Source organism: Saccharopolyspora sp. 6V (assembly GCF_020176785.1).
GTDB classification, from domain to species: domain Bacteria; phylum Actinomycetota; class Actinomycetes; order Mycobacteriales; family Pseudonocardiaceae; genus Saccharopolyspora_C; species Saccharopolyspora_C gregorii.
In genome coordinates this window covers 44533-70331 of record NZ_JAIUKB010000068.1, presented here as the reverse complement: position 1 = coordinate 70331, position 25799 = coordinate 44533, and the positions used below count along the sequence as shown (strand labels likewise).

Below are 25799 nucleotides of genomic sequence, written 5' to 3'. Positions count from 1 at the left end.
CGGCGGGGGCTCGGCAGGCAGGTCGGGGGGCTCGTCCGGGAGCGCGGCCAGCCGGTCGGCGAGCTCCTCGGCACGCCGGTGGTCGCCGGCCTCCCGGTACAGCCGCGCGCAGCGCTCGTAGTGCTGCCGCGCCCCCTCGGCGTCGCCCACGGCGAGCCGCAGATCCGCGAGGTGGTGCACCGCGATCGCCGCGCGGTGCGGGAACCCGTGGCGCTCGGCCGAGTCCCGAGCGGCCCGGTGGCAGTCCGCGGCGCCGTCGACCTCGCCCCGGCGCGCCAGCACCACGCCCAGCGCGTTCCACGCGATCTCCGCCTGCTCCGCGAGCCCGTGCCGGTCGGCGAGCGCCCGCGCCGCCTCGTACCGGCGCGCCGCCTCGTCGAGGTCACCGCGCAGCAGCGCGACCCGGCCCAGCCCGCCCAGCGCGGCGCACCGCCCGGGCGCGTCCTCGTCGCGCCGGTGCCGGTCCAGCAGCCGCCGGTACTCGGCGGCCGCCACCTCGTGCTCGCCGGTCTCCGCCGCCAGCCGCGCGTACGTCGCCATGGTCCGGGAGAACGTGGCCAGGAAGCGGGGCGCGGCGTAGCGCGCGCGGGTCAGCTCGATCGCCTGCCGCACGTACCCGGCGGCCGCGCCGGGCCGCCCGCCGGCGAGGTGCGCCTCGCACAGCGCCAGCAGCGCGCGCAGCTCGGCGTCCTGATCGCCCAGCACCCGGGACGCGAGCAGCAGCGGTTCGGCCGCCCGCCGCGCCTCGTGCACCCGGCCGGTCCGCTCGCAGCGGACGAGCAGCGCCTCCGCGACGCGCACCGCCGCCGCGCACAGCCGTTCCGCGTCCGCTCCGGCGGTGCCGCGCGCCACCGCGTCGGTCAGGCCCGCCAGCAGCGCGTCGTGCTCGTCGTGCAGCGTGCGCAACCCCGCGCCGACCTGCTCGGAGGTGGCGTCCGCACCCGGCCGCAGCGGTGCCACCGCCGCGTCCGCGACGTCCGCGCAGTGCTCGGCGAACCGCAGCGCCAGCGACCGCCGCAGCCGCGCGGGCAGCGCCGCGAAGGACTCCGCCGCGCACTCGCCGGTGAGGTCGTGGAACGCGCCGCCGTCCGCGCGCGGTTCCAGCAGGTGCGCCGCGCACAACCGGTCCAGCAGCAGCCGCGCGAACCGCGGGTCGGACTCGTCGAGCAGCACCGCCGCGCGGGCCGCGGTGAACTCGACGCCCGGCAGCAGGCCCAGCCGCTCGAACAGCGCGGCGGCGGACCGGTCCACCCGGTTCGGCGACTCCCGCAGCGCCGCCGTGGACAGCGCCACCGCCGACCGCACCTTCTCCAGCACCGACAGCCGGTGCGGCGAGCCCAGGTCCGCGGCCACCACCCGGGGTTCCCGGCGCGGATCGCCGCGCAGCAGCTCGCCGACCACGCGCAGCGCCAGCGGCAGGTGCCCGCAGCGCTCCGCCACCAGCAGCAGGTCCTCCCGCAGCCGCGCGCGCGGGTCCGCCGGGTCGCCCCGAGCGATCTCCCGCCGCAGCAGCTCCACCGCCGACCCGGCGGGCAGCGCGCCGAGCCGGACCGGCTCCGCGTCCACGTCGAGCTCGTCGCGGGAGGTGATCAGCACCCCGTGCACCGGGTCGGACGGCAGCAGCGCGGCCACGTCCCAGTGCGGACCCACGTCGTCCAGCACCAGCAGCAGCGGCAGCCCGGCCGCGGCGAATTCGGCGAAGCGCCGGTGCAGCAGCCCGACGCCGACCGCGTGCGCGGCGGGCACCTCCAGCAGCGCCAGCAGTTCCGCGATCGCCTCCCGCAGCCCGAACTCCCCGCGGTCCCGGTAGCCGCGGCAGGGCAGCAGCACGACCCCGCCGGGGTGCTCCCCGCGCAACCGGTCCGCCGCCGCGATCGCCAGCGCGCTCTTGCCGCAGCCGCCCATGCCGGTCAGCAGCCGCACCGGGTTCTCCGCGCCGAGCACGGCGTCCAGCTCCGCCTCGCGGCCGACCAGCCGGGCCGGTGCGCGCGGCAGCGTCGAGGCCAGCGGGCGCGGCGGCGGCACGGGAGCGGCGAAGTGCACGTCGCCGTTGATCTGCCCGGCCTGCACGACCAGGCCGTCGTTGCGGTGCACCGCGTTGCTGGTGCGGATCTCCTGCGCCGCGGTGCGCCGGGCCCACTGCCCGGCGGAACCGTCGTGGGCGCGGTCTCCGGTCATCCTCCACGTATAGCGCAGGAGATCACCTCGGACACCGCGTTCGCGCGGATCGATCAGCCCTGGACGGCCTTGAGCACCGCGCCGGTGTCGGTGAGGTCGGACAGCACCACGTGCGCGCCCGCGTCCCGCAGCTCCTGCTCGTCGCTGCGCCCGGTGGCCACGCCGACCGCCACCGCCCCGTGGTGCAGCGCGCCCGCCACGTCGCGCGGGGTGTCGCCGACGACGACCACGGTCTCCGGGGCGAACTCGGCACCGTGCTTGGCGGTGGCCTTGCCGACCGCGGCGCTGATCAGGTCGTGCCGGTGCGGGGAGTCGGCGCCGAACCCGCCGATGTCGAAGTCCACGTGCCGGTGCAGGCCGAACGCGTCGAGCTTGTGGAACGCGACCTCCGGCAGGTTGCCGGTGACGAGGCTCTGCACCACGCCGGGCACCTCGGCGAGCGCCGCCAGCGCCTCCGCCGCCCCCGGCATCGCGCTGCCGCGCAACGACAGCGAGTCCAGATCGGCCAGCACCACGTCGGTGAGGGTGCGGAACATGGCGTGCACGGTGTCGGTGGCGGCGTCGATGCCGTGCGCGGCGAGCACTTCGCCGGTGATCGCCAGCTCGGTCTTGCCCGCCATGTCCGGCACGTGCCGCAGGGACGTCCCGGTGACCTCGGCGAGAGTGCGCCGGTACCAGTCGACGCCGATGCCGCGCGCGTCGATCAGGGTGAGGTCCACGTCCCACAGCACGAGTCGGGAGGTCATCGCCCCATCCTGGCACGACACCTCGCGACCATGATCAAGATGTGAGCCATCTCCGCGCCCGGCCCGGTTTCACCCGAAGAGGTGGAATCAGCCTTCGACGAAGCTCAACCGGACCCGCCGCACCGGGTTGTCCACGTTGGTGTCCACCAGGCAGACCGACTGCCAGGTGCCCAGCGCCATCCGCCCGTCCAGCACCGGCACCGTCGCGTAGGGCGGTACCAGCGCGGGTAGCACGTGATCGCGCCCGTGCCCGGGCGAACCGTGCCGATGCCGCCACCGCCGGTCCGCGGGCAGCAGCTCCCGCAGCTGGGCCAGCAGGTCGTCGTCGCTTCCCGCACCCGTCTCGATCACCGCGAGGCCCGCCGTCGCGTGCGGCACCCACACGTTCAGCAGGCCGTCCCCGGCCCCCGCCGACCGCAGGAACCGGTCGCACTCGGCACCCAGGTCGTAGACCACCTCGACGGAACCGGTCCGGATCTCCACTTCCTCACTGCGCATACCGCCACGGTAGAACGGAGCGCCGCGCGGCCCGTCCTGCCGCTCCGGTTGCGGTGGGCCGCGCTTCCCCGGCCGCGCGTGGTCGGCGGTCCCGCCGGGCCGCGCATCCGGTGCTGGCGCACCGGCCACCGCATCGACGAGGATCGGAACATGCGCACCGCCTTCGGCCTCCGGTTCGACGTCCCCGACGGATACCTGAACACCGCGAGCATCGGCGTGCCGTCCACCGGCACCGTCGAGGCCGTCACCGCCGCGGTCGCCACCTGGGGCGCGGGCGGGGCCCGGCCCACCGACTTCGACGCCGACACCGACGCGGGACGAGAACTGTTCGGCCGGCTCGTCGGCGTGCCCGCCGACCGCGTCGCCGTCGGCGCCACCGTCTCCCAGCTGGTCGGGATCATCGCCGCCGACCTGCCGGACGGAGCCCGCGTGCTGGTCGCCGAGGACGAGTTCACCAGCGTCACCTTCCCGTTCGCCGCGCAGGCCGACCGCGGCGTGCAGGTGGAGGAGGTCCCGCTCGAAGCGATCCCGGAGAAGGCCGCCGACCACGACCTGGTGGCGGTGAGCGTCGTGCAGTCCGCCGACGGCAGGCTCGTCGACCTGGAGGCGCTGCGCGAAGCGGTGCGGGACCGGCCGACTCGGGTGCTGCTGGACACCACCCAGGCCGCGGGCTGGCTGCCGATGCGGCTCGACTGGGCCGATCACGTCGTCGGCACCGGCTACAAGTGGCTGCTCGCGCCGCGCGGGTCCTCCTGGCTCGCGCAGCACCCGGACGCTCCCGCGCCGCGGGCGAGCCACGCCAACTGGTACGCCGGGGGCGGCATGGACAGCATCTACGGGCTGCCGCTGAAGCAGGCCCCGGGCGGGCGCGGGCTCGACCTGTCGCCGGTGTGGCTGGCCCAGGTCGGCGCGGCCGCCTCGATGCGGGAGCTCGCCGCCCTCGACCTGGAGCAGGTGCGGGCGCACTGCACCGGGCTGGCCGACCGGGTGCGCGCCGAACTCGGCCTCGTTCCCGCCGGCTCGCCGATCGTGGCGGTGCCCGGCGACGACGCCGCCCGCAGGCTCGCCGACGCGGGCATCGCGTGCGCGGCCCGGGCGGGCAAGGCACGGCTGGCGTTCCACCTGTACAACACCGACACCGACGTCGACCTGGTGCTCCGCGCGTTGCGTGGCTGAGCAGCCGGAACGTCTTCGCTGCGCACGTGCTGTTCTGCGCGCGATCCGCAACCGCTACCGTTAGTGCCCGTGCCGGACCCCCAAGGTGCACCCGAAGAGATGACAGGCTCGCCGCAGAACGCGCAGCGAGCTGACACTGCGCCACTCCAGCGCGACAACTCCCTGGTGAACCACGAGCACCGCAGCGCCAGTCCCACCGACTTCAGCCCGGACACCCTGGGCGGACCCGGCGAGACGACCCGCCCCGCGTTCCAGCAGCCGTCGGCCCAGCAGCCGCACGGCGCCCAGCCGCACGCGCCGCAGCCCGGACCCGGCACGCCCGGCTACGGCCAGCCGCAGCAGCACCAGGGCCAGAACCACGCGGCGCAGACCGCGCACCAGCAGGCCTACCCGCAGCACTACCAGGGCTGGGGCGGCCAGTACGCCGCGCAGCACCCCGGCCAGCAGCAGTACCCGCAGCAGGGCTACGGCCAGCAGAACCCGGCCCAGCAGGCACCGGTGCAGCAGCAATCCCCCCAGCAGCACTCGGCCCCGCAGCAACCCGCCCAGCAGGCCCCGGCGCAGCAACCACCCGGGCAGCCGAACGGAGCGGCCCAGCAGCACGGCGACATCAACCGGCGCGCCTACCCCTCCACCAGCAGGCAGGCACCCGTCCGTCCCGAACCGGCGGCGCGCGCGGGCGGCGGCCTGCTCGCGGGCACCTCCATCACGCCCTCCGGCTGGGTGCTGCGCGGGCTCGTGCTGTTCGGCGTGGCCGTCGTCTCGGGGCTGCTCTGGCTGCTGATCAAGCCCTCCTCCGGTGACGACCAGGCGGCCGACCCGCCTGCGCCCGTCCCGCAGACGCAGAACCGGTTCAACCTGGAAGTGCGCGAAGAGGGGCGCCAGGGCTGCGCCAACGTCTCCACCGGCCAGATCAAGGCGTTCTTCGGCGAGCACGGCTGCGAGCACCTCACCCGGGCGCTCTACACCACCACGCTGCCGGACGGGCAGCGCGTGCTCACCTCCGTGGTCACCGTGCGGCTGGCCGATTCGGCGAGCGCCGCGCAGCTCAACGAGCTCGTCACCCAGGACGACACCGGCAACGTGATGGACCTGGTCTCCTCGGGCCCGGACCTGCCCGACGACTTCCCGGGGCTCACCAGCGACGTGGGCTACCACTCCGAGCAGCAGGACCGGCTCGTCGTCGTCGGTGAGTCCGGGTACTTCGGGCAGCCCGACAACTACGAGGACCAGCGGCTCACCGACGTCACCAAGGACGCCGTGCGCCTCGGCTGGCCGCAGGACAGCGGCTGAACCTCCTGCCGCGCGGACGGCGGAACCCCAGCGGTACCTCCGCCGCTGGAACCTCGGGGATCCGCGTGCGCACCGCCGGTCAGCGGCTCCCGGACCAGCGGGGCGCCGTTCAGGGCTTGCCGGGCTGGGCTTCCGCCGCTGGGTCCTGGCCGATCGTGATGCGCCAGCGGGTGGCGCGGGTGGCGGCCGTGGTCAGGGCGGTGAGCGCCAGCCGCCGCACCGCGGGGTCGACCTCGTCCGGCGCGGTGTTCTCCAGCACCGCGCGCCAGCCGATCGCGCACTCCCGCTCGGCGACGACGAGCGCGCGGATGGCCGAGCCCTCGTCGGTGACCCGGTCCGGCAGCGAGTAGGCGGGCGCGGCCGCCGGGGGAGTGGCTCCGGTGGCGCTGATCAGGCGCTGCGCTTCGTCCCGGTGCCCCTCGTGGACTCCGGTGGCCTCGGCGACGGCCGCCTGCACCTGCGAGCGGGTCACGAACGCGGTCACCAGCTCGTAGGTCCACACCGCGGCGTTCTCCGCGTCCAGCGCCGCGTTCACGGCGGTCTTGGCCTCGTCCGGCAGTTCTCCGCTCACGCCAGCACCTCCGCCAGGCTCGCGCAGCTCGCCGAGATCGATCCGGTCAGCCCCGCCCGGTAGCCGGGCAGGCTCGGGCACAGCTTCGCGGCGGCCTGCTCCGCCGCGGCCAGCGCCTGCTTCAGCGCGGCCTGCGCCTCGGGCGGCGAGGCGGGCACCTGCGCGGCGGGAGCCCGGTGCTCGCGGGGCTCGTCGGGCGGATCGAGGCGGTCGATCTCCTGCTGCAGCAGCCGCGCGTGCTCGGCGCGGATCTCCGCCACCGCGCCGGCGCCCGCCCCCAGCGAGGGGTGGCTGCGCGCGACGCCCTGCGCCAGCGCCGCATCGGACCGGGCGGCGGTCGCGAGGGCCGTCAGCGGGTCCGGCGCGTCCTCGCCGCTCGCGCACGCGGCGCTCACCGCGGCCACCGCGGGCAAGGCCGCCAGCAGCCGCAACACCGCGCGACGTCCGATACGCGCAGACCCGTTCGAGTGACGGGAGGGGAGGGGGGCTCGCACGCTGATCCATCCTGCCAGGCAGGCCCCCGGCCGCCGCGCTGGGCCGGACGGAGGCCATGCCGCGCCGTGCCTGGAACCGACCAGATAAGCTGGACGACCGCGGCCCGCGCGCCCAGCGCCGGACGTGGGTTTCGCGAGTCCGGCCGAAGGCGGCGCCGCCCGAACCGGGCGTCGCCGGACCGCCCGGCCCGATCACCTCCGAAGTGACCCGATCATCCCCGAATCTAGGAGTGCCAACGTGTCCAGCCCGCCGCGCGATGAGGCCGTCGCGCTGCTGGAGCCCGTCGTCGCCGACGCCGTGTCCCAAGCCGGTTTCGACCTCGAGGAGCTCGACGTGCAGCAGGCGGGCAGACGCCGCCTGGTGAAGGTCGTCGTGGACTCCGACGACGGGGTGGGTCTCGACGAGATCTCCGAGCTGAGCCGAGCCGTCTCGCAAGTGCTGGACGCGCACGAGCACGTGCTCGCCGGGGCGTACACCTTGGAGGTGACCTCGCCCGGCACCGACCGACCGCTGACCAGGCCCCGGCACTGGCGCCGCGCCCGGCACCGGCTGGTCAAGATCAAGCTCTCCGGCGGCGGCGACCTGACCGCGCGCGTCGGAGCCGCCGACGACGAAGGCGTGCAGGTGCTGGCCGACCAGCAGATCCGCACGCTGGCCTACCGCGACATCGAGCGCGCGGTGGTCGAGGTGGAATTCCAGCAGCCACCGGCGCAGGACCTCGTCCTGCTCAAGCGGGCGGCCGACGGCCCGGAAGGCGACGACCGGGAAGACACGGAGGAGTCGAGGTGAACGTCGACATCGCCGCGCTGCGAGCGATCGAACGCGACAAGGACATCCCGTTCGAGACGGTCCTGGAAGCGATCGAATCAGCGCTGCTGACGGCATACCGGCACACCGAGGGGCACCAGCAGCACGCCCGGGTGGAAGTGGACCGCAAGACCGGCGTGGTGCGGGTGCTCGCGCACACCCTCGACGCCGAGGGCGAGGTCGAGGAGGAGTGGGACGACACGCCCGAGGGCTTCGGGCGGATCGCGGCGACCACCGCGCGCCAGGTCATCCTGCAGCGGCTGCGCGACGCCGAGCACGAGCGCACCTTCGGCGAGTTCTCCACCAAGGAGGGCGAGATCCTCGGCGGCGTCGTGCAGCGCGACGCCAAGGCCAACTCGCGCGGCATGGTCGTCGTGCAGGTCGGGGACAGCGAGGGCGTCATCCCCGCCGCCGAGCAGGTGCCGGGCGAGCGCTACGAGCACGGCACGCGCGTCAAGTGCTACGTCGTCGGCGTCTCCCGCAGCGCCCGCGGCCCGCAGATCACCCTGTCCCGCACCCACCCCAACCTGGTGCGCAGGCTGTTCGCGCTGGAGGTCCCGGAGATCGCCGACGGCACCGTCGAGATCCCCGCGGTCGCCCGCGAGGCCGGTCACCGCTCGAAGATCGCGGTGCGCTCCGCGGTCGGCGGCGTCAACGCCAAGGGCGCCTGCATCGGCCCGATGGGCGCGCGGGTGCGCAACGTGATGAGCGAACTGGGCGGCGAGAAGATCGACATCATCGACTTCTCGGAGGACCCCGCGACGTTCGTCGGCAACGCGCTGTCCCCGGCCAAGGTGATCTCGGTGGAGGTCGTCGACGAGCGGACCAAGACCGCCCGCGTCGTCGTCCCCGACTTCCAGCTGTCGCTGGCCATCGGCAAGGAGGGGCAGAACGCCCGCCTCGCCGCCCGGCTCACCGGATGGCGGATCGACATCCGCAGCGATGCCGACCCGGCCTCGCCGACCACCTCGGCGGGCCAGGCCGTCGCGCCGCCTGCCGGTGGCGCGCCGGGCGTCGACGAACTGCCCGCGGTCGGTTCCGCGGAGTGATCTGACGGCCCGCCGACGCCCGGCACCGGGTTCGCCGCCACCTCGGTGGCGGACTCGGATACGAGCACTGGCGGCGGCGGGTTAGAATCATTGGTGGCTCGACGCGAGGGGAGCGAGAATCCGCACGACAACGTCCGGTACGCACGGCGAACGCCGTGATCAAGGGCCGGTTCGCACCTGTGTGGGATGTCGCGTCCGGACGTCGGCCGCCGAGCTGCTGCGAGTGGTGGCCGAGGACGGTTCCGCGGGTCCCGCGGTCGTCCCCGATCCTCGAAGCAGGCGACCGGGTCGAGGCGCGTGGTTGCACCCCGATCCCCGTTGCCTGCGGCTCGCCGAGCGACGTCGGGCGTTCCCCCGCGCACTTCGCGTGCCGGGGCCGCTGGACCTCTCCGCCGTGCAGGGACACCTGGGCTCCACTCCGGAATCCGGGGAGCTCGCGGCGAGCGGCTCATCACCAGACCGACGCGGGAACCGCCCGCGCGGAAGCAGTAAGGAAGCAGGTCGACCCGTCATGAATCAGCCGTGAAGCTGAAGACATGAACGCGCATCGGCGATAGGACGAGGTCGAGCGGGACTGCCGCCCGGCCTCACCAGATGAGGAGTGCAGTGGCAGGCAAGGCCCGCGTGCACGAGCTCGCTAAAGAGCTCGGTGTGACTAGCAAGGAAGTTCTCAACAAGCTCGCCGAGCAGGGCGAGTACGTCAAGTCCGCGTCGTCCACCGTGGAAGCCCCGGTGGCGCGCCGACTTCGCGACGCGTACCCCAAGGCAGGCAAGCCCGGCGGTCGCTCCGGCGGGGCGAAGCCCGCGCCGCCGCGCAAGCCCGAAGGCCAGTCCGGTGACGGCGCGCCCAAGCCCGGTCCGAAGCCCGGTCCGCGGCCGCAGGCACCCGCCCCGCAGTCCGGTGACCAGCAGGGCGGCGGCCAGCAGTCCGCTGACCAGCCGGCCCCGGCCGGCGCGCCCAAGCCCGGTCCGAAGCCGGGCCCGAAGCCCGGTCCGAAGCCGCCGGCCCCGGAGACCGCTCCGTTCGAGCAGGCTCCCGCCGCGCAGGCGTCCGCCGGTCCGGCCGAGGCCCCGGCCCCGCAGCAGGGCGGCGAGCAGCGTGCCGCCGCGCCGCGTCCCGGTGCCCCGAAGCCCGGCCCCCGGCCCGGTCCGAAGCAGGAATCCAAGCAGGGCGGCGACGCCGGTGACGGCACCGTCCCGCCGAAGCCGCAGGGCGCCAAGCCCAAGCCCGGCCCGCGCTCGCCGCGCGTCGGCAACAACCCGTTCGGCGTCGGCTCCGGCTCCCCGGCGCAGCGTCCGCCGCGTCCCGGTGGTGCCGGTGGCGGTCAGCAGCGCCAGGGCGGCGGCCAGGGCGGCCCCGGCCGCGGCGGTCCGCAGGGGCAGCGCCCCGACCGCGGTGGTCAGGGCGGCGCCGGTACGGCTCCGGCGGCCGGTTCTCCCGCCCCGCGCGGCGGCGGTGAGGGCGGCGGCAACCGTCCGAACCCGGGCATGATGCCCCCGCGTCCGAACCCCGGCATGATGCCGTCCCGCCCGGCCCGCTCCGGCGGTCCCGGTGGACCCGGCGGTGGCCGCGGTGGCGGTCGTCCCGGTGGTGCCGGTGGCGGTCGTCCCGGTGGCGGCGGTGGCCGTCCCGGTGGCGGTGGCGGCGGTTTCCGCGGCGGCCCCGGTGGTGGCGGCGGCGGTGCTCCGGCCGGTGGGCCTCCCGCCGGTGGTGGCTTCCGCGGTCGTCCGGGCGGTGGTGGCCGTCCCGGTGGTGGCGGTCGCGGTGGCGCGGCCGGTGCCTTCGGCCGTCCCGGTGGTCCGGCGCGTCGTGGCCGCAAGTCCAAGCGGCAGAAGCGCCAGGAGTACATGGACAACATGCAGGCGCCGTCGGTGGGCGGTGTCCGGCTGCCGCGCGGCAGCGGCGAGACGCTGCGCCTGCGTCGCGGTGCTTCGCTGACCGACTTCGCCGAGAAGATCAACGCCAACCCGGCTTCGCTGGTGCAGGCGATGTTCCACCTCGGTGAGATGGTCACCGCGACCCAGTCCGTCTCGGACGAGATCCTGGAGCTGCTCGGCCAGGAGATGAACTACCGGGTCGAGATGGTCAGCCCGGAGGACGAGGACCGCGAGCTGCTGGAGTCGTTCGACATCAGCTTCGGCGACCCGGACAGCAGCGAGGAGCAGCTGGCCGCCCGGCCGCCGGTGGTCACCGTCATGGGTCACGTCGACCACGGCAAGACGCGCCTGCTGGACACCATCCGGAAGGCGAACGTGCAGGCCGGCGAGGCCGGTGGCATCACCCAGCACATCGGTGCCTACCAGGTCGTGACCGAGCTGGAGGGCAACGAGCGCCCGATCACCTTCATCGACACCCCCGGTCACGAGGCGTTCACCGCCATGCGTGCTCGTGGTGCGAAGTCCACGGACATCGCCGTGCTGGTGGTCGCCGCCGACGACGGCGTCATGCCGCAGACGGTGGAAGCGATCAACCACTCGCAGGCCGCGGGCGTGCCGATCGTGGTGGCGGTCAACAAGATCGATGTCGAGGGTGCGAACCCGGACAAGATCCGCCAGCAGCTCACCGAGTACAACCTGGTGGCCGAGGAGTACGGCGGCGACACCATGTTCGTCGAGATCTCCGCCAAGCAGGGGACCAACATCGACGGTCTGCTCGAGGCGATCCTGCTGACCGCGGACGCTTCGCTCGACCTGCGGGCCAACCCCGACATGGAGGCCCAGGGCGTGGCGATCGAGGCGCACCTGGACCGCGGTCGCGGTCCGGTGGCCACGGTGCTGGTCCAGCGCGGTTCGCTGCGCGTGGGTGACTCGATCGTCGCGGGCAACGCGCACGGCCGGGTCCGCCGGATGATCAACGAGCACGACGAGGACGTCGCGGTGGCGATGCCGGCGCGTCCGGTGCAGGTCATCGGGTTCACCTCGGTGCCCGGTGCCGGTGACACGTTCCTGGTCGTCGACGAGGACCGGGTGGCGCGGCAGATCGCCGACCGCCGGGGTGCTCGCATCCGGGAGGCGCAGAACGCCGCCAAGCGCAAGCGCGTCAGCCTGGAAGACCTGGACAAGGTGCTCAAGGAGACCAACCAGCTCAACCTGATCATCAAGGGTGACAACTCCGGTACCGTCGAGGCGCTGGAAGAGTCGCTCATGAAGATCGAGGTGGGCGAGGAGGTCGAGCTCCGGGTCATCCACCGCGGCGTCGGTGGCATCAACGAGTCCGACATCAACCTGGCCACCGCGGAGAACACCATCGTCCTGGGCTTCAACGTCCGGGCCGAGGGCAAGGCGGCCGAGGTCGCCAACCGCGAGGGCGTGGAGATCCGGTACTACTCGGTGATCTACCGCGCGATCGAGGAGATCGAGCAGGCGCTCAAGGGCATGCTCAAGCCCGAGTACGAAGAGGTCGAACTCGGCAAGGCGCAGGTCCGCGAGGTCTTCAAGTCCTCGAAGGTCGGCACGATCGCCGGTTGCATGGTCACCGAGGGCATCATGCGTCGGAACGCCAAGGCCCGGCTGCTGCGCGACAGCGTGGTCGTCGCCGAGAACCTCAGCCTCAACTCGCTGAAGCGGTTCAAGGACGACGCCACCGAGGTCCGCGACGGGTTCGAGTGCGGTCTGACGCTCGGCTCCTACTCCGACATCAAGGTCGACGACATGATCGAGACCTACGAGATGCGGGAGAAGCCGCGCAACTGATCCGCTACCGCCGGGGGTCGTCCGTCGTGGGCGGCCCCCGGTGGTCGTGCTGGTGCGTGGTGATCCGAGGAGCGAGCTGATGTACGTCGGTGCGCTGGAGCTGGACGTGCTGCTCGGCGACGTCCACTCGTTGAAGCAGAAGCGCGCCGTGGTGCGGCCCGTCGTGGCCGAGCTGCGGAAGCGCTTCGACGTGGCCGCGGCGGAAGCGGGCGATCAGGACCTGCACCGCCGGGCGCTGATCGGGGTGAGCGCGGTCTCCGGCGACGCCTCGCACGTGCGCGAGGTGCTGGACGCGTGCGAACGCGCCGTCGCCGCGCGCCCCGAACTGGAACTCCTGTCGGCCCGGCAGCGGATGCTGGGGCCGGAAGACTGACGGGCCCTGGCGGGTTCTCCCCACGAGGGAACCTGCCCGGTCGCCCGCACCGCCCCGCGGCCGGCAGCCCGGGAGCCCCGCCGCGGCGGCTCGACCGCCGGTGGCGCGGACACTGTTCACGCCCGGACCACCGGGCGCAGGATCGACGGAGGAGGTGCGCCGTGGCCGATACGGCGCGCGCCCGCAGGCTCGCGAAGCGCATCGCGCAGATCGTGGCCTCGGGACTGGAGTACGAGGTCAAGGACCCGCGGCTGGCGATGGTGACGATCACCGACGCCCGCGTCACCCCGGACCTGCGGGACGCCACGGTGTACTACACCGTGTTCGGCGACGAGAGCGACTACGCGTCGACCGCCGCCGCCCTGTCCAGCGCCACCGGCGTGCTGCGGTCCCGGGTGGGGGCGCAGACGGGCGTGCGGTTCACCCCGACGCTCACGTTCGTCGCGGACACCGTGCCGGACGACGCCCGCCGGATGGACGAGCTGGTCGCGCGGGCCAAGGAGGCCGACGCGGAGGTCGCCCGGCTGGCTTCGGGAGCGGAGCACGCGGGGGAGGCGGATCCTTACCGTGCGGCACCGGAGGACACCGCGGATGACGACGAGGAAACCGCAGGTGACGAGCCGTCGACCGGCGAGGATGCCGATCTGCGGCATCGGCCACAGAGTGGTTGAACCGCCCGCGCGGATGCGGTGCGTTGAAGGCGGCACCGCGGTCGTGCGGTGCCGTTCGGCGTGGAGGTGAACCCTGTGGACGGGCATTCCGGAACCGCTGCGGAGCCGACGCCGGATGAGGTGGCGGCAGCCGCGCGGCTGCTCGCCGACGCCTCCGACGTGACGCTGCTCGCGCACGTCAACCCGGACGCCGACGCGCTGGGCAGCGCGCTGGCGCTGGGCCGGGCGTTGCGCGCCCGGGGGGCGCGGGTCCGGGTGTCGTTCGGCCACCCGGCCGAGGTGCCCGCGTCGCTGCGGATGCTCGACGCCGACGGACTGATCGTCCCCGCCGCCGAGGTGCCCGCGCTCGCGCCGCTGCTGGTGGTGTGCGACGCGGGCAGCCTGCAGCGGTTGGGGGCGCTCGCCGACCGGGTCCGGACCACGATCGACGCGGGCGGCTCGGTGCTCGTCGTCGACCACCACGTGGCGAACCCGCGGTTCGGCACGCACCACGTGATCGACGAGACGGCCGTGGCGACGGTCGTGCTGGTGCTGAGGTTGCTCGACGAGCTCGGCGCCCCGCTGGACCTGCCGATCGCGCGCTGCCTGTACGCGGGGCTGGTCACCGACAGCGGCCGGTTCCGGCGGGCCACGGCGGCCACCCACCTGATGGCGGCGCGGCTGCTGGAGGCCGGGGTCGATCCGGATGCCCTGACCCGCTCGCTGATGGACACCCACCCGTTCGCCTGGTTGCCGATGCTGTCGGAGGTGCTGGGCCGGGCCGCGCTGGAGCCCGCGGCGGCGCAGGGGCTGGGGCTGGTGCACGCGGAGGTGCGGCTCGCGCAGTCCGGCGACGTGCGCAGCGAAGAACTCGACGGCGTGATCGACATCGTGCGCACCACGGCGGAGGCCGAGGTGTCGGTGGTGCTGAAGGAACTGGCCGCGGATCGCTGGTCGGTGTCGTTGCGCGCGGACAGCAAGGTCGACGTCGGCGCGGCCGCGAGCCTCTGCGGCGGTGGCGGTCACCGGCTGGCGGCCGGGTTCACCGCCGACGGGTCGGCCGACGACGTGCTCGACTCGGTCCGCGCGGCGCTGGAGCAAGCCCCGCTGCTCGGCTGACCGAAGGTCAGGTGCGCCGGCGGGCGCGGAACGCGGCCACGTGCACGCGGTTCGCGCAGCGCGCCGAGCAGAACCGCTTCGCCCGGTTCGTGGACGTGTCCAGGAAGTACGTGCCGCAGCCCGCGGCCTCGCACCGGCCCCACCGGTCCATCCCGTGCAGCACGACGCCTTGCGCCAGGCCCCAGGCGGCCGCGGCCGCGACCTCGGTGGCGGGTGGCGCGTCGGGCCCGGCCACGTGCACGTGCCAGCGCGAACCGTGCCCGGACAGCCGGGGGTGCGGTGGGTGCCGCGCCAGCAGGTCGTTTACGGCGTCCTGCGCCCGCGCCGCGGCTCCGGCCAGCAGCGCGTCCAGCGCGTCCCGCAGGCCGGCCGCCACCGTGCGCAGCACCGCCAGGTCCTGCTCGTGCACCCGCTCGGACCACCACGGCTCGTCGTGCAGCGCCGCGCGCAGCCGGTCCAGGTCGGTGAGGTCGGCGTTCGCGAGCCGCAGCGCCAGCTCCGCGTAGTCGGCGCTGTCCATCCGGGCTCCTCACCGCTAGCCTGCGTCAGGGTCGAAATGCGGTTTCATAGCTTACCGGGAGGATGTCGTGAGCGAGGTCGCCGAACGGGTGCCGGTGCGGACGGTGCTCGGATTGGCCGTGCCCGCGCTGGGCGTGCTGGCCGCCGAGCCGCTGTACGTGCTGGTGGACACCGCCGTCATCGGTCACCTCGGGGCGGTGCCGCTGGCCGGGCTCGCGCTCGGCGGCACCCTGTTCACCCTGGTGTCCAGCCAGCTCACGTTCCTGTCGTACGGCACCACCGCCCGCACGGCCCGGCTGCACGGCGCCGGTCGCCGCAAGGACGCCGTCGCCGAAGGCGTGCAGGCCACCTGGCTCGGCATCGCCGTCGGCGTGCTGCTGCTGGTGCTGGCGCAGCTGTTCGCGGTGCCGGTCGCCGAGCTGCTCGCCGGGGAAGGCCCCATCGCGGACGCGGCGGCGAGCTGGTTGCGGATCGCGCTGCTCGGCGCGCCGCTGGTGCTGATCACGATGGCGGGCAACGGCTGGATGCGCGGGGTGCAGGACACCCGGCGCCCGCTGTGGTTCGTGCTGGCGGGCAACGGGACCTCGGCGGTGCTGTGCCCGCTGTTCGTGTACCCGCTCGGGTGGGGGCTGGAGGGGTCGGCGGTCGCGAACCTGATCGGTCAGAGCATCGCGGCGGCGCTGTTCCTGCGCGCGCTGGTGGTGGAGCGGGCCGGGATGCGCCCCGATCCGGCGACGATGCGCGCCCAGCTGGGCATGGGGCGGGACCTGGTGCTGCGCACCCTCGCCTTCCAGGCGTGCTTCCTGTCGGCGACCTCGGTCGCCGCCCGCACCGGCGCGGACGCCGCCGCCGCGCACCAGGTGGTGTGGCAGCTGTGGTCGTTCCTGGCGCTGGTGCTGGACTCGCTGGCGATCGCCGCGCAGTCGCTGGTCGGCGCGGCCCTCGGCGGTGGTGCGGCGCAGCGCGCGAAGGGCGTGGCGCGGCAGGTCAGCTGGTACGGGCTCGGGTTCGGGGTGCTGCTCGGCCTGGTGTTCGCGGCGCTCGCCGCGGTGCTGCCGCGGGTGTTCACCAGCGATGCGGCGGTGCTCGCGCAGCTGCCGAACGCGTGGTGGTTCTTCGTGCTCCAGCAGCCCGTCGCCGGGGTGGTGTTCGCGCTGGACGGGGTGTTCCTCGGCGCGGGCGACGCGCGCTACTTGCGCACCGCGACGATGCTCAGCGCCGCCGTCGGCTACCTGCCGCTGATCTGGTTGTCGCTGGCCTTCGGCTGGGGGCTCGCCGGGATCTGGACCGGGCTGAGCCTGTTCATGGTGCTGCGGCTGATCACGCTGCTGCTGCGGGCCAGGTCGGGGAAGTGGGCGGTCGTCGGGGCCGCCCCGGCCTGAGCCGGCGTCGCCGCCTGGGCGGGGTCGCTGCGCGACGCGCGGACGCGGTCGGGGAGGATTGCCAGCCGTGTCCGAGCACTCCCGAACAGCACGCAACCGTCCCGCCGTCCCGCCCGGCCTGCTCGTGGTGGACAAGCCCTCCGGCATGACCTCGCACGACGTGGTGTCCCGCGTGCGCCGCATCATGGGCACCCGCAAGGTCGGCCACGCGGGCACCCTCGATCCGATGGCCACCGGGGTGCTGGTGCTCGGCCTGGAACGGGCCACGAAGCTGCTCGGGCACCTGGCGCTGGACACCAAGGCGTACCTGGCGACGATCCGGCTGGGCGCGGCGACCAGCACCGACGACGCCGAGGGCGAGGTGCGGTCGCGGACCGACCCGTCCGGGGTGACCGAGCAGGCCGTCCGGGACGGCATCGCCGAGCTCACCGGGGACATCCAGCAGGTGCCGAGTTCGGTGAGCGCGGTGAAGGTCAACGGCAAGCGCGCCTACGAGCTGGCCCGCGAGGGCAAGGACGTGGAACTGGCCGCGCGACCGGTCACCGTCTCCCGGTTCGACCTGCTGGCGCTGCGCGAACCGGCCGAAGCCACCGGTGAGCCGGACGAGGACCGGTTCGTCGAGCTGGACGTGCTCGTGGAGTGTTCCTCGGGCACCTACGTGCGCGCGCTGGCCCGGGACCTCGGCGCCCGGCTGGGCGTCGGCGGCCACCTCGGTGAGCTGCGCCGCACCCGCGTCGGCCCGTTCGGCCTGGCGACGGCCCGAACCCTGGAGCAGCTGGAGGCCGAGCCGGGCCTGTCGATGGACCTGGACCGCGCGATCGCCACCGCCTTCGCGCGGCACGACACCGACGCGGTCACCGTCCGGGCCCTCATGCACGGCCAGACGATCCCGGCGACCGGCGTCGCGGGCACCTGCGGCGTGTTCGGCCCGGATGGCCGGGCGGTCGCGCTGGTGCAGGACCAGGGGCGGACCGCGCGGCCGGTGCTGGTGCTGACCCCGGCGGGCTGAGCGGCCGATCGGGAGGCAACCAGTAGGCTTGCCAGCCGTGCAGCGTTGGCGCGGTTTGGAGCAGCTCCCGGGCGGTTGGGGCCGGTGCGTCGTCACCATCGGCGTCTTCGACGGGATCCACCAGGGACACCAGCAGTTGATCACGCACGCGGTGCGGGCGGCGCGCGAGCGCGGCATCCCCTGCGTGCTGATGACGTTCGACCCGCACCCGGCGGAGGTGGTGCGGCCCGGCAGCCATCCCGCGCAGCTGACCACGTTGCGGCGGCGCGCGGAGCTGGCCGAGCGGCTCGGCGTGGACGTGTTCTGCGTGCTGCCGTTCACCGCGGAGCTGTCCCGGATGCCCGCCGACGAGTTCGTGCACGAGCTGCTGGTGGACCGGTTGCACGCGGCCGTGGTCGTGGTGGGGGAGAACTTCACGTTCGGCCACCGCGCCGCCGGTGACATCGAGCTGCTGGCGCAGCTGGGAGAGCGGTTCGGCTTCGAGGTGGCGTCGGACCGGCTGCTCAGCGGCACCACCGAACGCGCCGACGGCCCGTCGGAGGCGCCGGTGACGTTCTCCTCGACCTACATCCGGTCCTGCATCGACGCCGGGGACGTGGTGGCGGCGGCGTCCGCGCTGGGTCGCTACCACCGGCTGGAGGGCATCGTGGTGCGCGGCGCCGGGCGCGGCGGCAGCGAGCTCGGCTTCCCGACCGCGAACCTGTCCAGCCCGGAGCATTCCGCGGTCCCCGCCGACGGCGTGTACGCGTGCTGGTTCACCCACCGGCGCCGCGGGTCCGCCGAGCCCGGCGAGACGCTGCCCGCCGCGGTCTCCGTCGGCAGCAACCCGACGTTCTCCGGTACGGAGCGGACGGTGGAGGCGTTCGTGCTCGACGTGGACGCCGACTTCTACGGGGAGCACGTGGCGCTGGACTTCGTGCGCAGGCTGCGCGGGATGGAGCGCTACGACTCGGTGGAGGCGCTGATCGAGCAGATGGATCAGGACGTCGTGGACACCCGTGAGATCCTCGGTGCTCGTGGCTGATCGACCCGCTGGGGGCGGGGCAATTCGCCGAACCGGTCCGGTGCGGCGCGATGGCCTGGCAGTATTCAGTACCGGTCGCCCCGGGGAACGTTCCGGTGGCGGCGATCGACGGTGGCACCGGGGGAGCTGAGGTGGCGGAACACAAGAGCGTCCAGCGCAATCTGGCGCTGCAGCGCGAGTGGTACGGCGAGCCGTTGGGCGATCGGGTTCGGCGGCTCGTGGTGGCGTTCCGGATCTCGCAGGCCCAGCTCGCCGAGGTGCTCGGCATCAGCGCACCGATGCTCAGCCAGGTGATGAGCGCCCGCCGCGCCAAGATCGGGAACCCGTCGGTGCTGGCGAGGCTCGTGATGCTGGAGCGCAAGGTGCTGGTGCCGGGCGTGGCCGCCGGCGAATCGGAGGCGATCCAGGCAGCGCTGGCGGACGTGCGCGACTCCCGGCCGTCGGTGGGCCGGGACACGCTGCCGGTGCGGGCGGCGAACGGTGAGGAGGCGGCGTGGCCGGTGCTGCGGGGTGCGGCGAAGCCGAGCGAGCTGGAGGCAGCGGCCGCGCTGATCGACGGCCGCTACCCGGAGCTGGCGGGCCTGCTACGCCGGGCCGCCAACGGCGAACCGGCCTGACCCGGCGGCCCCGGACCGGCGGGGCGGGCGGATGAGCGGGAGCGCGCCGCCGCGGTTGTTCACCGCGGTGCGGCCGCCGCCCGCCGCGGTCGAGCACCTCGCCGCCGCGCTCGGCGAGATCCCGCACGACCAGCGGTTGCGGCGGTTCCGCCGGACGGATCCCGCGCAGTGGCACCTGACGTTGTGCTTCCACGGCCCCACCGACCCGGCGCCGCTCGCGGCCGAGCTCGACCGCCGGGTGCCCGCGGCCGGCCCGGCGCCGCGACTGCGGCTGGCCGGTGCGGGCACCTTCCGCGGGGTGCTGTGGATCGGCGTCGAGACCGCCACCGACGCCGACACGCGCGGGCTGCACGAGCTGGTGCGGATCGCGGGCGGGGATCCCGGCGGGTTCCGGGCGCACCTCACCGTGGCTCGGTGGAACGCGGGCCTGCCGGACCCGGCGCGGCTGATCGGGCCGCTCAGCGGGTACGCGGGCCCCTGGTGGGCCGCCGCCGAGGTCGAGCTGGTGCGCAGCGACCCGGGGCCGGCCGGTTCGGAGCACCGCGTGCTGCACGTGGTCCCGGTGCCACGCCGGGCGGCAGGGGACCAGGGTGGACCGTTCGGCCCCTGATATCCTGACCGCGGATCCGGCTGTAGTCCGTGGCGGCCGAATCCGGTGTGCCGATACCCGGCGTGCACGCGACCAGCGTGCCCGTGACCAGCCCGCGCCAGTGGAGACACCGGCCCGGGGCGTCCGACCGGCGGAGCCGCTCCGGCGGCCGCGCGAGCTCGGGACTGGGGGCGGAGCTCGGGGAGCTCCCGGCGACCTGGACCCCAGGTCGCGTCCGGGATCGGGACGGCGATCTCCGGTGTGGACCGCCCGGGGCGCGCGACGTGGCGATGGCCGTGAGTCGTGTCCGGTGCGTTCCGCACCCGGTGCCCGTCCCGGCTCCGAGTTCGAGACCGGCGCACCAGCAGCACTTGACACGGCACGCGAAACAAGGAGAGTCAGTCGTGGCGCTGTCCACTGAGCAGAAGAAGCAGATCCTCGCCGACTACGGTCTGCACGAGTCCGACACCGGTTCGGCGGAGGCCCAGGTGGCCCTGCTGACCAACCGGATCTCGGGCCTGACCGAGCACCTCAAGCAGCACAAGCACGACCACCACTCGCGTCGTGGCCTGCTGCTGATGGTCGGTCGCCGCCGCCGGCTGCTGAACTACCTGACCAAGGTCGACATCGAGCGCTACCGCTCGCTGATCCAGCGGCTCGGTCTGCGTCGTTGACCTACGTCGGGGGAGCGTTCCACAGTGGAGCGCTCCCCCGATGCACAACCGAATGCACGAAGGCGGGCCACCAGGCTCGCGCACGCACGATCCGGGTCCACGCCCACGGCGGGTCATCATCCGCCGGTCCTCGGTAGTGGCCCCCGGGCGCATCCCGCCCGGTGGCTTCGATCGATGACCGGCCTCGTCGGAAAGATTCCCCCGCACGACCGTGGACCCCTGAAACTAGGAGTTCCACTTGACACAGGCCCACAACGTCGACGAAGGCGTCTACGAAGCGACCGCGGTGCTGGACAACGGTGCCTTCGGCACCCGCGAGGTCCGGTTCGAGACCGGTCGGCTGGCCAAGCAGGCCGCGGGCAGCGTCGTCGCCTACCTGGACGACGACACGATGCTGCTGTCGGCCACCACGGCCTCGAAGCACCCCAAGGACAACCTCGACTTCTTCCCGCTGACGGTGGACGTCGAGGAGCGGATGTACGCCGCGGGCCGCATCCCCGGCTCGTTCTTCCGCCGCGAGGGTCGTCCCTCCACCGACGCGATCCTGACCTGCCGGTTGATCGACCGGCCGCTGCGCCCGTCCTTCGTGGACGGCCTGCGCAACGAGATCCAGGTCGTGGTCACGGTGATGAGCCTGGACCCGAAGGACCCGTACGACGTGCTCGCCATCAACGGCGCGTCCGCCTCCACCCAGCTGTCCGGCCTGCCGTTCTCCGGCCCGGTCGGCGGCACCCGGATGGCGCTGATCGACGGGCAGTGGGTGGCCTTCCCCACCTACGAGCAGCTCGAGCGCGCGGTGTTCGACATGGTCGTCGCCGGTCGCATCGTCGGTGACGACGTCGCGATCATGATGGTCGAGGCCGAGGCCACCGACAAGACGATCGACCTGGTCGGCCAGGGCGCGCAGGCGCCCACCGAAGAGGTCGTCGCCGCCGGCCTGGAGGCCGCGAAGCCGTTCATCCGCACGCTGTGCCAGGCCCAGCAGGCGCTGGCCCAGGCCGCGGGCAAGGCGACCGCCGAGTACCCGCTGTTCCCCGCCTACCAGGACGACGCCTACAGCGCCGTCGAGGGCGCCGTCTCCGCCGACCTGGCGCAGGCGCTGTCCATCGCGGGCAAGCAGGAGCGCGAGAACCGGCTCGACGAGATCAAGCAGGTCGCGCTGGAGAAGGTCGGCATCGAGGAGGGGCAGCCCTTCGCCGGTCGCGAGAAGGAGATCGGCGCGGCGTTCCGCTCGCTGACGAAGAAGCTGGTCCGCCAGCGGATCATCACCGAGAAGGTCCGCATCGACGGTCGCGGCCTCACCGACATCCGCAGCCTCTCCGCCGAGGTCGGCGTGGTGCCGCGGGCGCACGGCTCGGCCCTGTTCGAGCGCGGCGAGACCCAGATCATGGGCGTGTCCACGCTGAACATGCTGCGGCTGGAGCAGACGATCGACTCGCTCGGTCCGGAGACCAGCAAGCGGTACATGCACCACTACAACTTCCCGCCGTTCTCCACCGGTGAGACCGGTCGGGTCGGCAGCCCGAAGCGCCGCGAGATCGGCCACGGCGCGTTGGCCGAGCGGGCGCTGCTGCCGGTGCTGCCCACGCGCGAGGAGTTCCCCTACGCGCTGCGGCAGGTCTCCGAGGCGCTGGGCTCCAACGGTTCCACCTCGATGGGCTCGGTCTGCGCCTCGACGCTGTCGCTGCTCAACGCCGGTGTGCCGCTGAAGGCGCCGGTCGCGGGCATCGCGATGGGCCTGGTCTCCGACGAGGTCGACGGCAAGACGCACTACGTGGCGCTGACCGACATCCTCGGTGCCGAGGACGCGTTCGGCGACATGGACTTCAAGGTCGCGGGCACCAAGGAGTTCGTGACCGCGCTGCAGCTGGACACCAAGCTGGACGGCATCCCGTCCGAGGTGCTGGCGCAGGCGCTGGGCCAGGCCAAGGACGCCCGGTTCACCATCCTGGAGGTCATGGCCGAGGCCATCGGCACCCCGGACGAGATGAGCCCGCACGCCCCGCGCGTCACCTCCGTGTCCATCCCGGTCGACAAGATCGGCGAGGTCATCGGGCCGAAGGGCAAGATGATCAACTCGATCACCGAGGAGACCGGCGCCGAGATCACCATCGAGGACGACGGCACCATCTACGTCGGTGCCGCCGACGGCCCGTCCGCGGAGGCCGCGATCGACAAGATCAACGCCATCGCGAACCCGCAGCTGCCGAAGGTCGGCGAGCGCTTCCTGGGCACCGTGGTCAAGACCGCGGCGTTCGGCGCGTTCGTCTCGCTGCTGCCGGGCAAGGACGGCCTGGTGCACATCTCCAAGCTGGGTCAGGGCAAGCGCATCGGCAAGGTCGAGGACGTCGTCAACGTCGGCGACAAGCTGCGCGTCGAGATCGCCGACATCGACAACCGCGGCAAGATCAGCCTGATCGTCGTCGACGAGGAGGCCGACAAGGCCCCCGCCGGCGAGCAAGCCGACGTCGAGGCTCCGGCGGAAGCCCCCGCCGAGTGATCTCCTGACGCGATGAGATCGGGTCCGCCCGATCATCGGCAGCGAAGCGGCCCGCCCCGGACAGCACGTCCGGGGCGGGCCGTATCGTGTGGCAGGGCGAACGGCGACGAGACCCGGGGACGATGAAGCAGAACCAGACACGTGCGGGACATCTCCAGCGGCCCGGAACCACCCGGGTGCTGGCGACCAGCGGAGCCGAATCGGTGCGGCGCACCGTGCTGCCCGGCGGCCTGCGAGTGGTGACCGAGGAGATCCCCGGCGTCCGCTCCGCCTCCGTCGGCATCTGGGTCGGCGTCGGTTCGCGCGACGAGACCCGGCCGCAGGCGGGGGCCGCGCACTACCTGGAACACCTGCTGTTCAAGGGCACCGCCCGGCGCACCGCCGTGGACATCGCCCAGGAGATCGACGCGGTGGGCGGCGAGCTTAACGCGTTCACCTCCAAGGAGCACACCTGCTACTACGCGCACGTCCTCGACGAGGACCTGCCGCTGGCCGTGGACATGCTCTGCGACGTCGTGTTCGACGCGGTCAACGCCGCCGCCGACGTCGAAGTGGAACGCAGCGTCGTGCTCGAGGAGATCGCGATGCGCGACGACGACCCCGAAGACCTGCTGCACGAGCTGTTCGCCGAAGCGGTGCTCGGCGACCACCCGCTGGGCCGCTCGGTGCTGGGCACCGAGGAGTCCATCACCGAGATGACCCGCGGCCGGGTGCACGGCTTCTACCGCCGCAGCTACGCGCTGCCGAAGATGGTGATCGCGGTCGCCGGCAACGTGGAGCACGGCAAGGTGCTGCGGCTGCTGCGCAAGGCCGTCGGGGACCGGTTGCAGGGCGAGGACGCGCCCGCGCCGCCGCGCACCGGCCGCACCCGGCTGCCCAAGCAGCAGCCGCTGGTGCTGGAGCACGACGACACCGAACAGGCGCACCTGCTGCTGGGCTGCCGCGCGCTGCACCGGCACGACGACCGCCGGTTCGTGCTCGGCGTGCTCAACGCCGCGCTCGGCGGGGGCATGAGCTCCCGGCTGTTCCAGGAGGTGCGCGAGCAGCGCGGCCTCGCCTACTCCGTCTACTCGGCGGTGACCGCCTACGCCGACGCGGGCACCTTCTCGGTGTACGCGGGCTGCCAGCCGGACCGGCTCGGCGAGGTGACCACCGTGATCCGCGACGTGCTCGAATCGGTCGCCGCCGACGGGCTCAGCGCCGACGAGGTCGCGCGCGGGCGCGGCCAGCTGCGCGGCGGGCTGGTGCTCGGCCTGGAGGACACCGCGTCCCGGATGAGCCGCATCGGCAAGAGCGAGCTGAACTACGGGCGGCACCTCAGCGTCGAGGACACCCTGGCCCGGATCGAGGCGGTCACCGCCGAGGACGTGGCGGAACTCGCCGCGGACCTGCTGCGCCGCCCGCTGACCACGGTCGTCGTCGGGCCGTACGAGAACGTCGAGCAACTGCCGGAATCCGTTCGCCGGCCGGAGCACACCAGAAAGGCGGCACGTTCGTGACTTCCCTGGAAACCCCCGTCGCATCCCCGGTGCGGGTCGGCGTGCTCGGTGCGCGCGGCCGGATGGGCTCCGAGGCGGTGCGCGCCGTCGGCGAGGACCCCGGCACCGAACTGGTCGCCTCGATCAACCGGGAAGACCCGCTGCAGCAGCTCGTCGACTCCGGTGCGCAGGTCGCGGTGGACCTCACCCACCCCGACTCGGTGCTGGCGAACGTGCGGTTCTGCGTGGAGAACGGCATCCACGTCGTCGTCGGCACCAGCGGGCTCGGCACCGCGGAGCTGGAGAACATCGGCTCGCTGCTCGCCGAGCACCCGCAGGTGGGGGTGCTGGTGGCGCCGAACTTCGCGCTGGGCGCGGTGCTGTCGATGAAGTTCGCGGAGGTCGCCGCCCGGTTCTTCGAATCGGTGGAGATCGTCGAGCTGCACCACCCGAAGAAGGCCGACGCCCCGTCCGGGACCGCGGCGCGCACCGCCGAGGTCGTCGCGCGGGCCCGCGAGTCGGCGGAGCTGGACCCGGCACCGGACGCCACCACCAAGGAGCTCGACGGGGCGCGCGGCGCGAAGGTCGACGGCGTCCCGGTGCACTCGATCCGGATGGCCGGGCTCGTCGCCCACCAGGAGGTGCTGTTCGGCACCGAAGGGGAGACGCTGACCATCCGGCACGACTCGTACGACCGGCGCTCGTTCATGCCCGGCGTGCTGCTGGCGGTCCGCGAGGTCGGCGGGCGGCCGGGGCTGACCGTGGGCCTCGAATCCGTGCTGGGGCTGTGAATGTCCGAGGGTGAGCGGCGGCGCGGGCTCGGGCCGCGCACCGCGGCGTTCGTGCTGGCCGCGGTGCTGCTGGTGTACCTGGTGCTGATGGGTGGCCGCGCGATCACGATGATCGTCACGGGCCGCCCGGTGTTCGTGGTGCTCGGGTTGGCGATCTTCGTGCTGCCGGTGCTGGGCGTGCTGCTGGTGGTGGACCAGCTGCGCTTCGGCGCCAGCACCGAGCGGCTCGCGCGGCTGCTGCACGACGAAGGTGCGCTGCCGGACGTCTCGCACCTGCCGCGCCGCCCGTCCGGACGCGTCGCGCGGGCGGCGGCCGACGCCTGGTTCGACGAGAAGCAGGCCGAATTGGAGCGCTCTCCCGGCGATTGGCGGTGCTGGTTCGCCGTGGCGCAGGCCTACGACCTGGCGGGCGACCGGAACCGGGGGCGCAAGGCGATGCGCCGGGCGATCGAGCTGCAGCGCGGGGAAGCGGACGCGGAACGGTAGAGCGTCCGGTCCACCCGCGGTACCTGCTTCCGGGTGATCGTCGCCCGCCGACGTTGAATTCCGCAGGTCCGAACCGCGTGGA

Annotated in this window: 25 protein-coding genes; 19 read left to right on the top strand and 6 right to left on the bottom strand. The window is 73.7% G+C overall.

Annotation, left to right across the window (positions count from 1 at the left end):
* From LCD35_RS14615 to LCD35_RS14605, 3 genes are all read right to left on the bottom strand, one after another.
* A partial coding sequence (locus LCD35_RS14615; RefSeq protein ID WP_225044336.1) for a tetratricopeptide repeat protein occupies window positions 1-2178 on the bottom strand: 2178 nt, incomplete at its 3' end.
* Window positions 2179-2231: 53 nt separating this feature from the next.
* On the bottom strand, window positions 2232-2924 hold the full coding sequence (locus LCD35_RS14610) for a haloacid dehalogenase-like hydrolase (RefSeq protein ID WP_224960191.1): 693 nt from the start codon (window positions 2922-2924) through the stop codon (window positions 2232-2234).
* 87 nt (window positions 2925-3011) lie between these two features.
* A complete protein-coding gene (locus tag LCD35_RS14605) occupies window positions 3012-3422 on the bottom strand; it encodes a YjbQ family protein (RefSeq protein WP_224960190.1) in 411 nt (136 codons plus the stop codon).
* A 150-nt stretch (window positions 3423-3572) separates the two neighbouring features.
* Here LCD35_RS14605 and LCD35_RS14600 point away from each other — a divergent pair, with 150 nt between their 5' ends.
* Entirely contained in the window at window positions 3573-4598 is a 1026-nt protein-coding gene (locus tag LCD35_RS14600; RefSeq protein WP_224960189.1) for an aminotransferase class V-fold PLP-dependent enzyme, read from the top strand.
* A 165-nt stretch (window positions 4599-4763) separates the two neighbouring features.
* A complete protein-coding gene (locus tag LCD35_RS14595) occupies window positions 4764-5891 on the top strand; it encodes a hypothetical protein (RefSeq protein ID WP_224960188.1) in 1128 nt (375 codons plus the stop codon).
* Window positions 5892-6000: 109 nt separating this feature from the next.
* Here the strand turns inward: LCD35_RS14595 and LCD35_RS14590 are convergent, their stop codons facing one another.
* Both LCD35_RS14590 and LCD35_RS14585 read right to left on the bottom strand, forming a co-directional pair.
* Window positions 6001-6462 carry a DUF4439 domain-containing protein gene (locus LCD35_RS14590; protein ID WP_224960187.1) on the bottom strand — a complete coding sequence of 154 codons (462 nt, stop codon included), beginning with the start codon at window positions 6460-6462 and terminating at the stop codon, window positions 6001-6003.
* Window positions 6459-6896 (bottom strand): hypothetical protein, encoded by a 438-nt coding sequence (locus tag LCD35_RS14585; RefSeq protein WP_224960186.1) that lies wholly within the window; start codon window positions 6894-6896, stop codon window positions 6459-6461. Before LCD35_RS14585 ends, LCD35_RS14590 begins: the two co-directional genes overlap by 4 nt.
* 298 nt (window positions 6897-7194) lie before the next feature.
* On the opposite strand from LCD35_RS14585, the gene rimP reads away from it, so the two are divergent.
* From rimP to LCD35_RS14550, 7 genes are all read left to right on the top strand, one after another.
* Complete coding sequence (gene rimP, locus LCD35_RS14580) at window positions 7195-7746, top strand: ribosome maturation factor RimP (RefSeq protein WP_224960184.1); 552 nt, start codon at window positions 7195-7197, stop codon at window positions 7744-7746.
* Window positions 7743-8813 carry a transcription termination factor NusA gene (gene nusA, locus LCD35_RS14575; RefSeq protein ID WP_224960183.1) on the top strand — a complete coding sequence of 357 codons (1071 nt, stop codon included), beginning with the start codon at window positions 7743-7745 and terminating at the stop codon, window positions 8811-8813. The genes rimP and nusA overlap by 4 nt, the downstream gene beginning before the upstream one ends.
* A gap of 181 nt (window positions 8814-8994) precedes the next feature.
* Window positions 8995-9339 (top strand): YlxR family protein, encoded by a 345-nt coding sequence (locus LCD35_RS14570; RefSeq protein WP_224960182.1) that lies wholly within the window; start codon window positions 8995-8997, stop codon window positions 9337-9339.
* 80 nt (window positions 9340-9419) lie between these two features.
* The gene (gene infB, locus LCD35_RS14565; protein WP_225044335.1) at window positions 9420-12506 is read left to right on the top strand and encodes a translation initiation factor IF-2; all 3087 of its coding nucleotides are present in this window, start codon (window positions 9420-9422) and stop codon (window positions 12504-12506) included.
* 79 nt (window positions 12507-12585) lie between these two features.
* Window positions 12586-12879, top strand: a complete 294-nt coding sequence (locus LCD35_RS14560; protein WP_224960180.1) for a DUF503 domain-containing protein — start codon at window positions 12586-12588, stop codon at window positions 12877-12879.
* A gap of 161 nt (window positions 12880-13040) precedes the next feature.
* Window positions 13041-13550 (top strand): 30S ribosome-binding factor RbfA, encoded by a 510-nt coding sequence (gene rbfA / locus LCD35_RS14555; protein ID WP_224960179.1) that lies wholly within the window; start codon window positions 13041-13043, stop codon window positions 13548-13550.
* Window positions 13551-13670: 120 nt separating this feature from the next.
* On the top strand, window positions 13671-14648 hold the full coding sequence (locus tag LCD35_RS14550) for a bifunctional oligoribonuclease/PAP phosphatase NrnA (RefSeq protein ID WP_225044338.1): 978 nt from the start codon (window positions 13671-13673) through the stop codon (window positions 14646-14648).
* Between the two features lie 7 nt (window positions 14649-14655).
* Here the strand turns inward: LCD35_RS14550 and LCD35_RS14545 are convergent, their stop codons facing one another.
* Complete coding sequence (locus tag LCD35_RS14545; protein ID WP_224960178.1) at window positions 14656-15168, bottom strand: CGNR zinc finger domain-containing protein; 513 nt, start codon at window positions 15166-15168, stop codon at window positions 14656-14658.
* Window positions 15169-15235: 67 nt separating this feature from the next.
* Here LCD35_RS14545 and LCD35_RS14540 point away from each other — a divergent pair, with 67 nt between their 5' ends.
* From LCD35_RS14540 to LCD35_RS14495, 10 genes are all read left to right on the top strand, one after another.
* Window positions 15236-16549, top strand: a complete 1314-nt coding sequence (locus tag LCD35_RS14540) for an MATE family efflux transporter (RefSeq protein WP_224960177.1) — start codon at window positions 15236-15238, stop codon at window positions 16547-16549.
* Window positions 16550-16616: 67 nt separating this feature from the next.
* Window positions 16617-17558: a tRNA pseudouridine(55) synthase TruB gene (truB, locus tag LCD35_RS14535; protein WP_224960176.1), complete on the top strand. Its 942-nt coding sequence runs from the start codon at window positions 16617-16619 to the stop codon at window positions 17556-17558.
* A 37-nt stretch (window positions 17559-17595) separates the two neighbouring features.
* Window positions 17596-18582 carry a bifunctional riboflavin kinase/FAD synthetase gene (locus tag LCD35_RS14530; protein ID WP_224960175.1) on the top strand — a complete coding sequence of 329 codons (987 nt, stop codon included), beginning with the start codon at window positions 17596-17598 and terminating at the stop codon, window positions 18580-18582.
* Between the two features lie 131 nt (window positions 18583-18713).
* Window positions 18714-19199, top strand: a complete 486-nt coding sequence (locus LCD35_RS14525; protein WP_224960174.1) for a helix-turn-helix transcriptional regulator — start codon at window positions 18714-18716, stop codon at window positions 19197-19199.
* A 31-nt stretch (window positions 19200-19230) separates the two neighbouring features.
* Window positions 19231-19809, top strand: a complete 579-nt coding sequence (locus LCD35_RS14520) for a 2'-5' RNA ligase family protein (RefSeq protein WP_224978151.1) — start codon at window positions 19231-19233, stop codon at window positions 19807-19809.
* A gap of 383 nt (window positions 19810-20192) precedes the next feature.
* Complete coding sequence (gene rpsO, locus LCD35_RS14515) at window positions 20193-20462, top strand: 30S ribosomal protein S15 (protein WP_224960170.1); 270 nt, start codon at window positions 20193-20195, stop codon at window positions 20460-20462.
* Window positions 20463-20700: 238 nt separating this feature from the next.
* Window positions 20701-22962, top strand: coding sequence for a polyribonucleotide nucleotidyltransferase (locus tag LCD35_RS14510; protein WP_225044334.1), 2262 nt, complete (start codon window positions 20701-20703; stop codon window positions 22960-22962).
* 122 nt (window positions 22963-23084) lie between these two features.
* Entirely contained in the window at window positions 23085-24461 is a 1377-nt protein-coding gene (locus LCD35_RS14505) for a pitrilysin family protein (protein ID WP_224960165.1), read from the top strand.
* Complete coding sequence (dapB, locus tag LCD35_RS14500; protein ID WP_374108077.1) at window positions 24458-25231, top strand: 4-hydroxy-tetrahydrodipicolinate reductase; 774 nt, start codon at window positions 24458-24460, stop codon at window positions 25229-25231. The genes LCD35_RS14505 and dapB overlap by 4 nt, the downstream gene beginning before the upstream one ends.
* On the top strand, window positions 25232-25717 hold the full coding sequence (locus LCD35_RS14495) for a hypothetical protein (RefSeq protein ID WP_225044333.1): 486 nt from the start codon (window positions 25232-25234) through the stop codon (window positions 25715-25717).
* Window positions 25718-25799 lie beyond the last annotated feature (82 nt).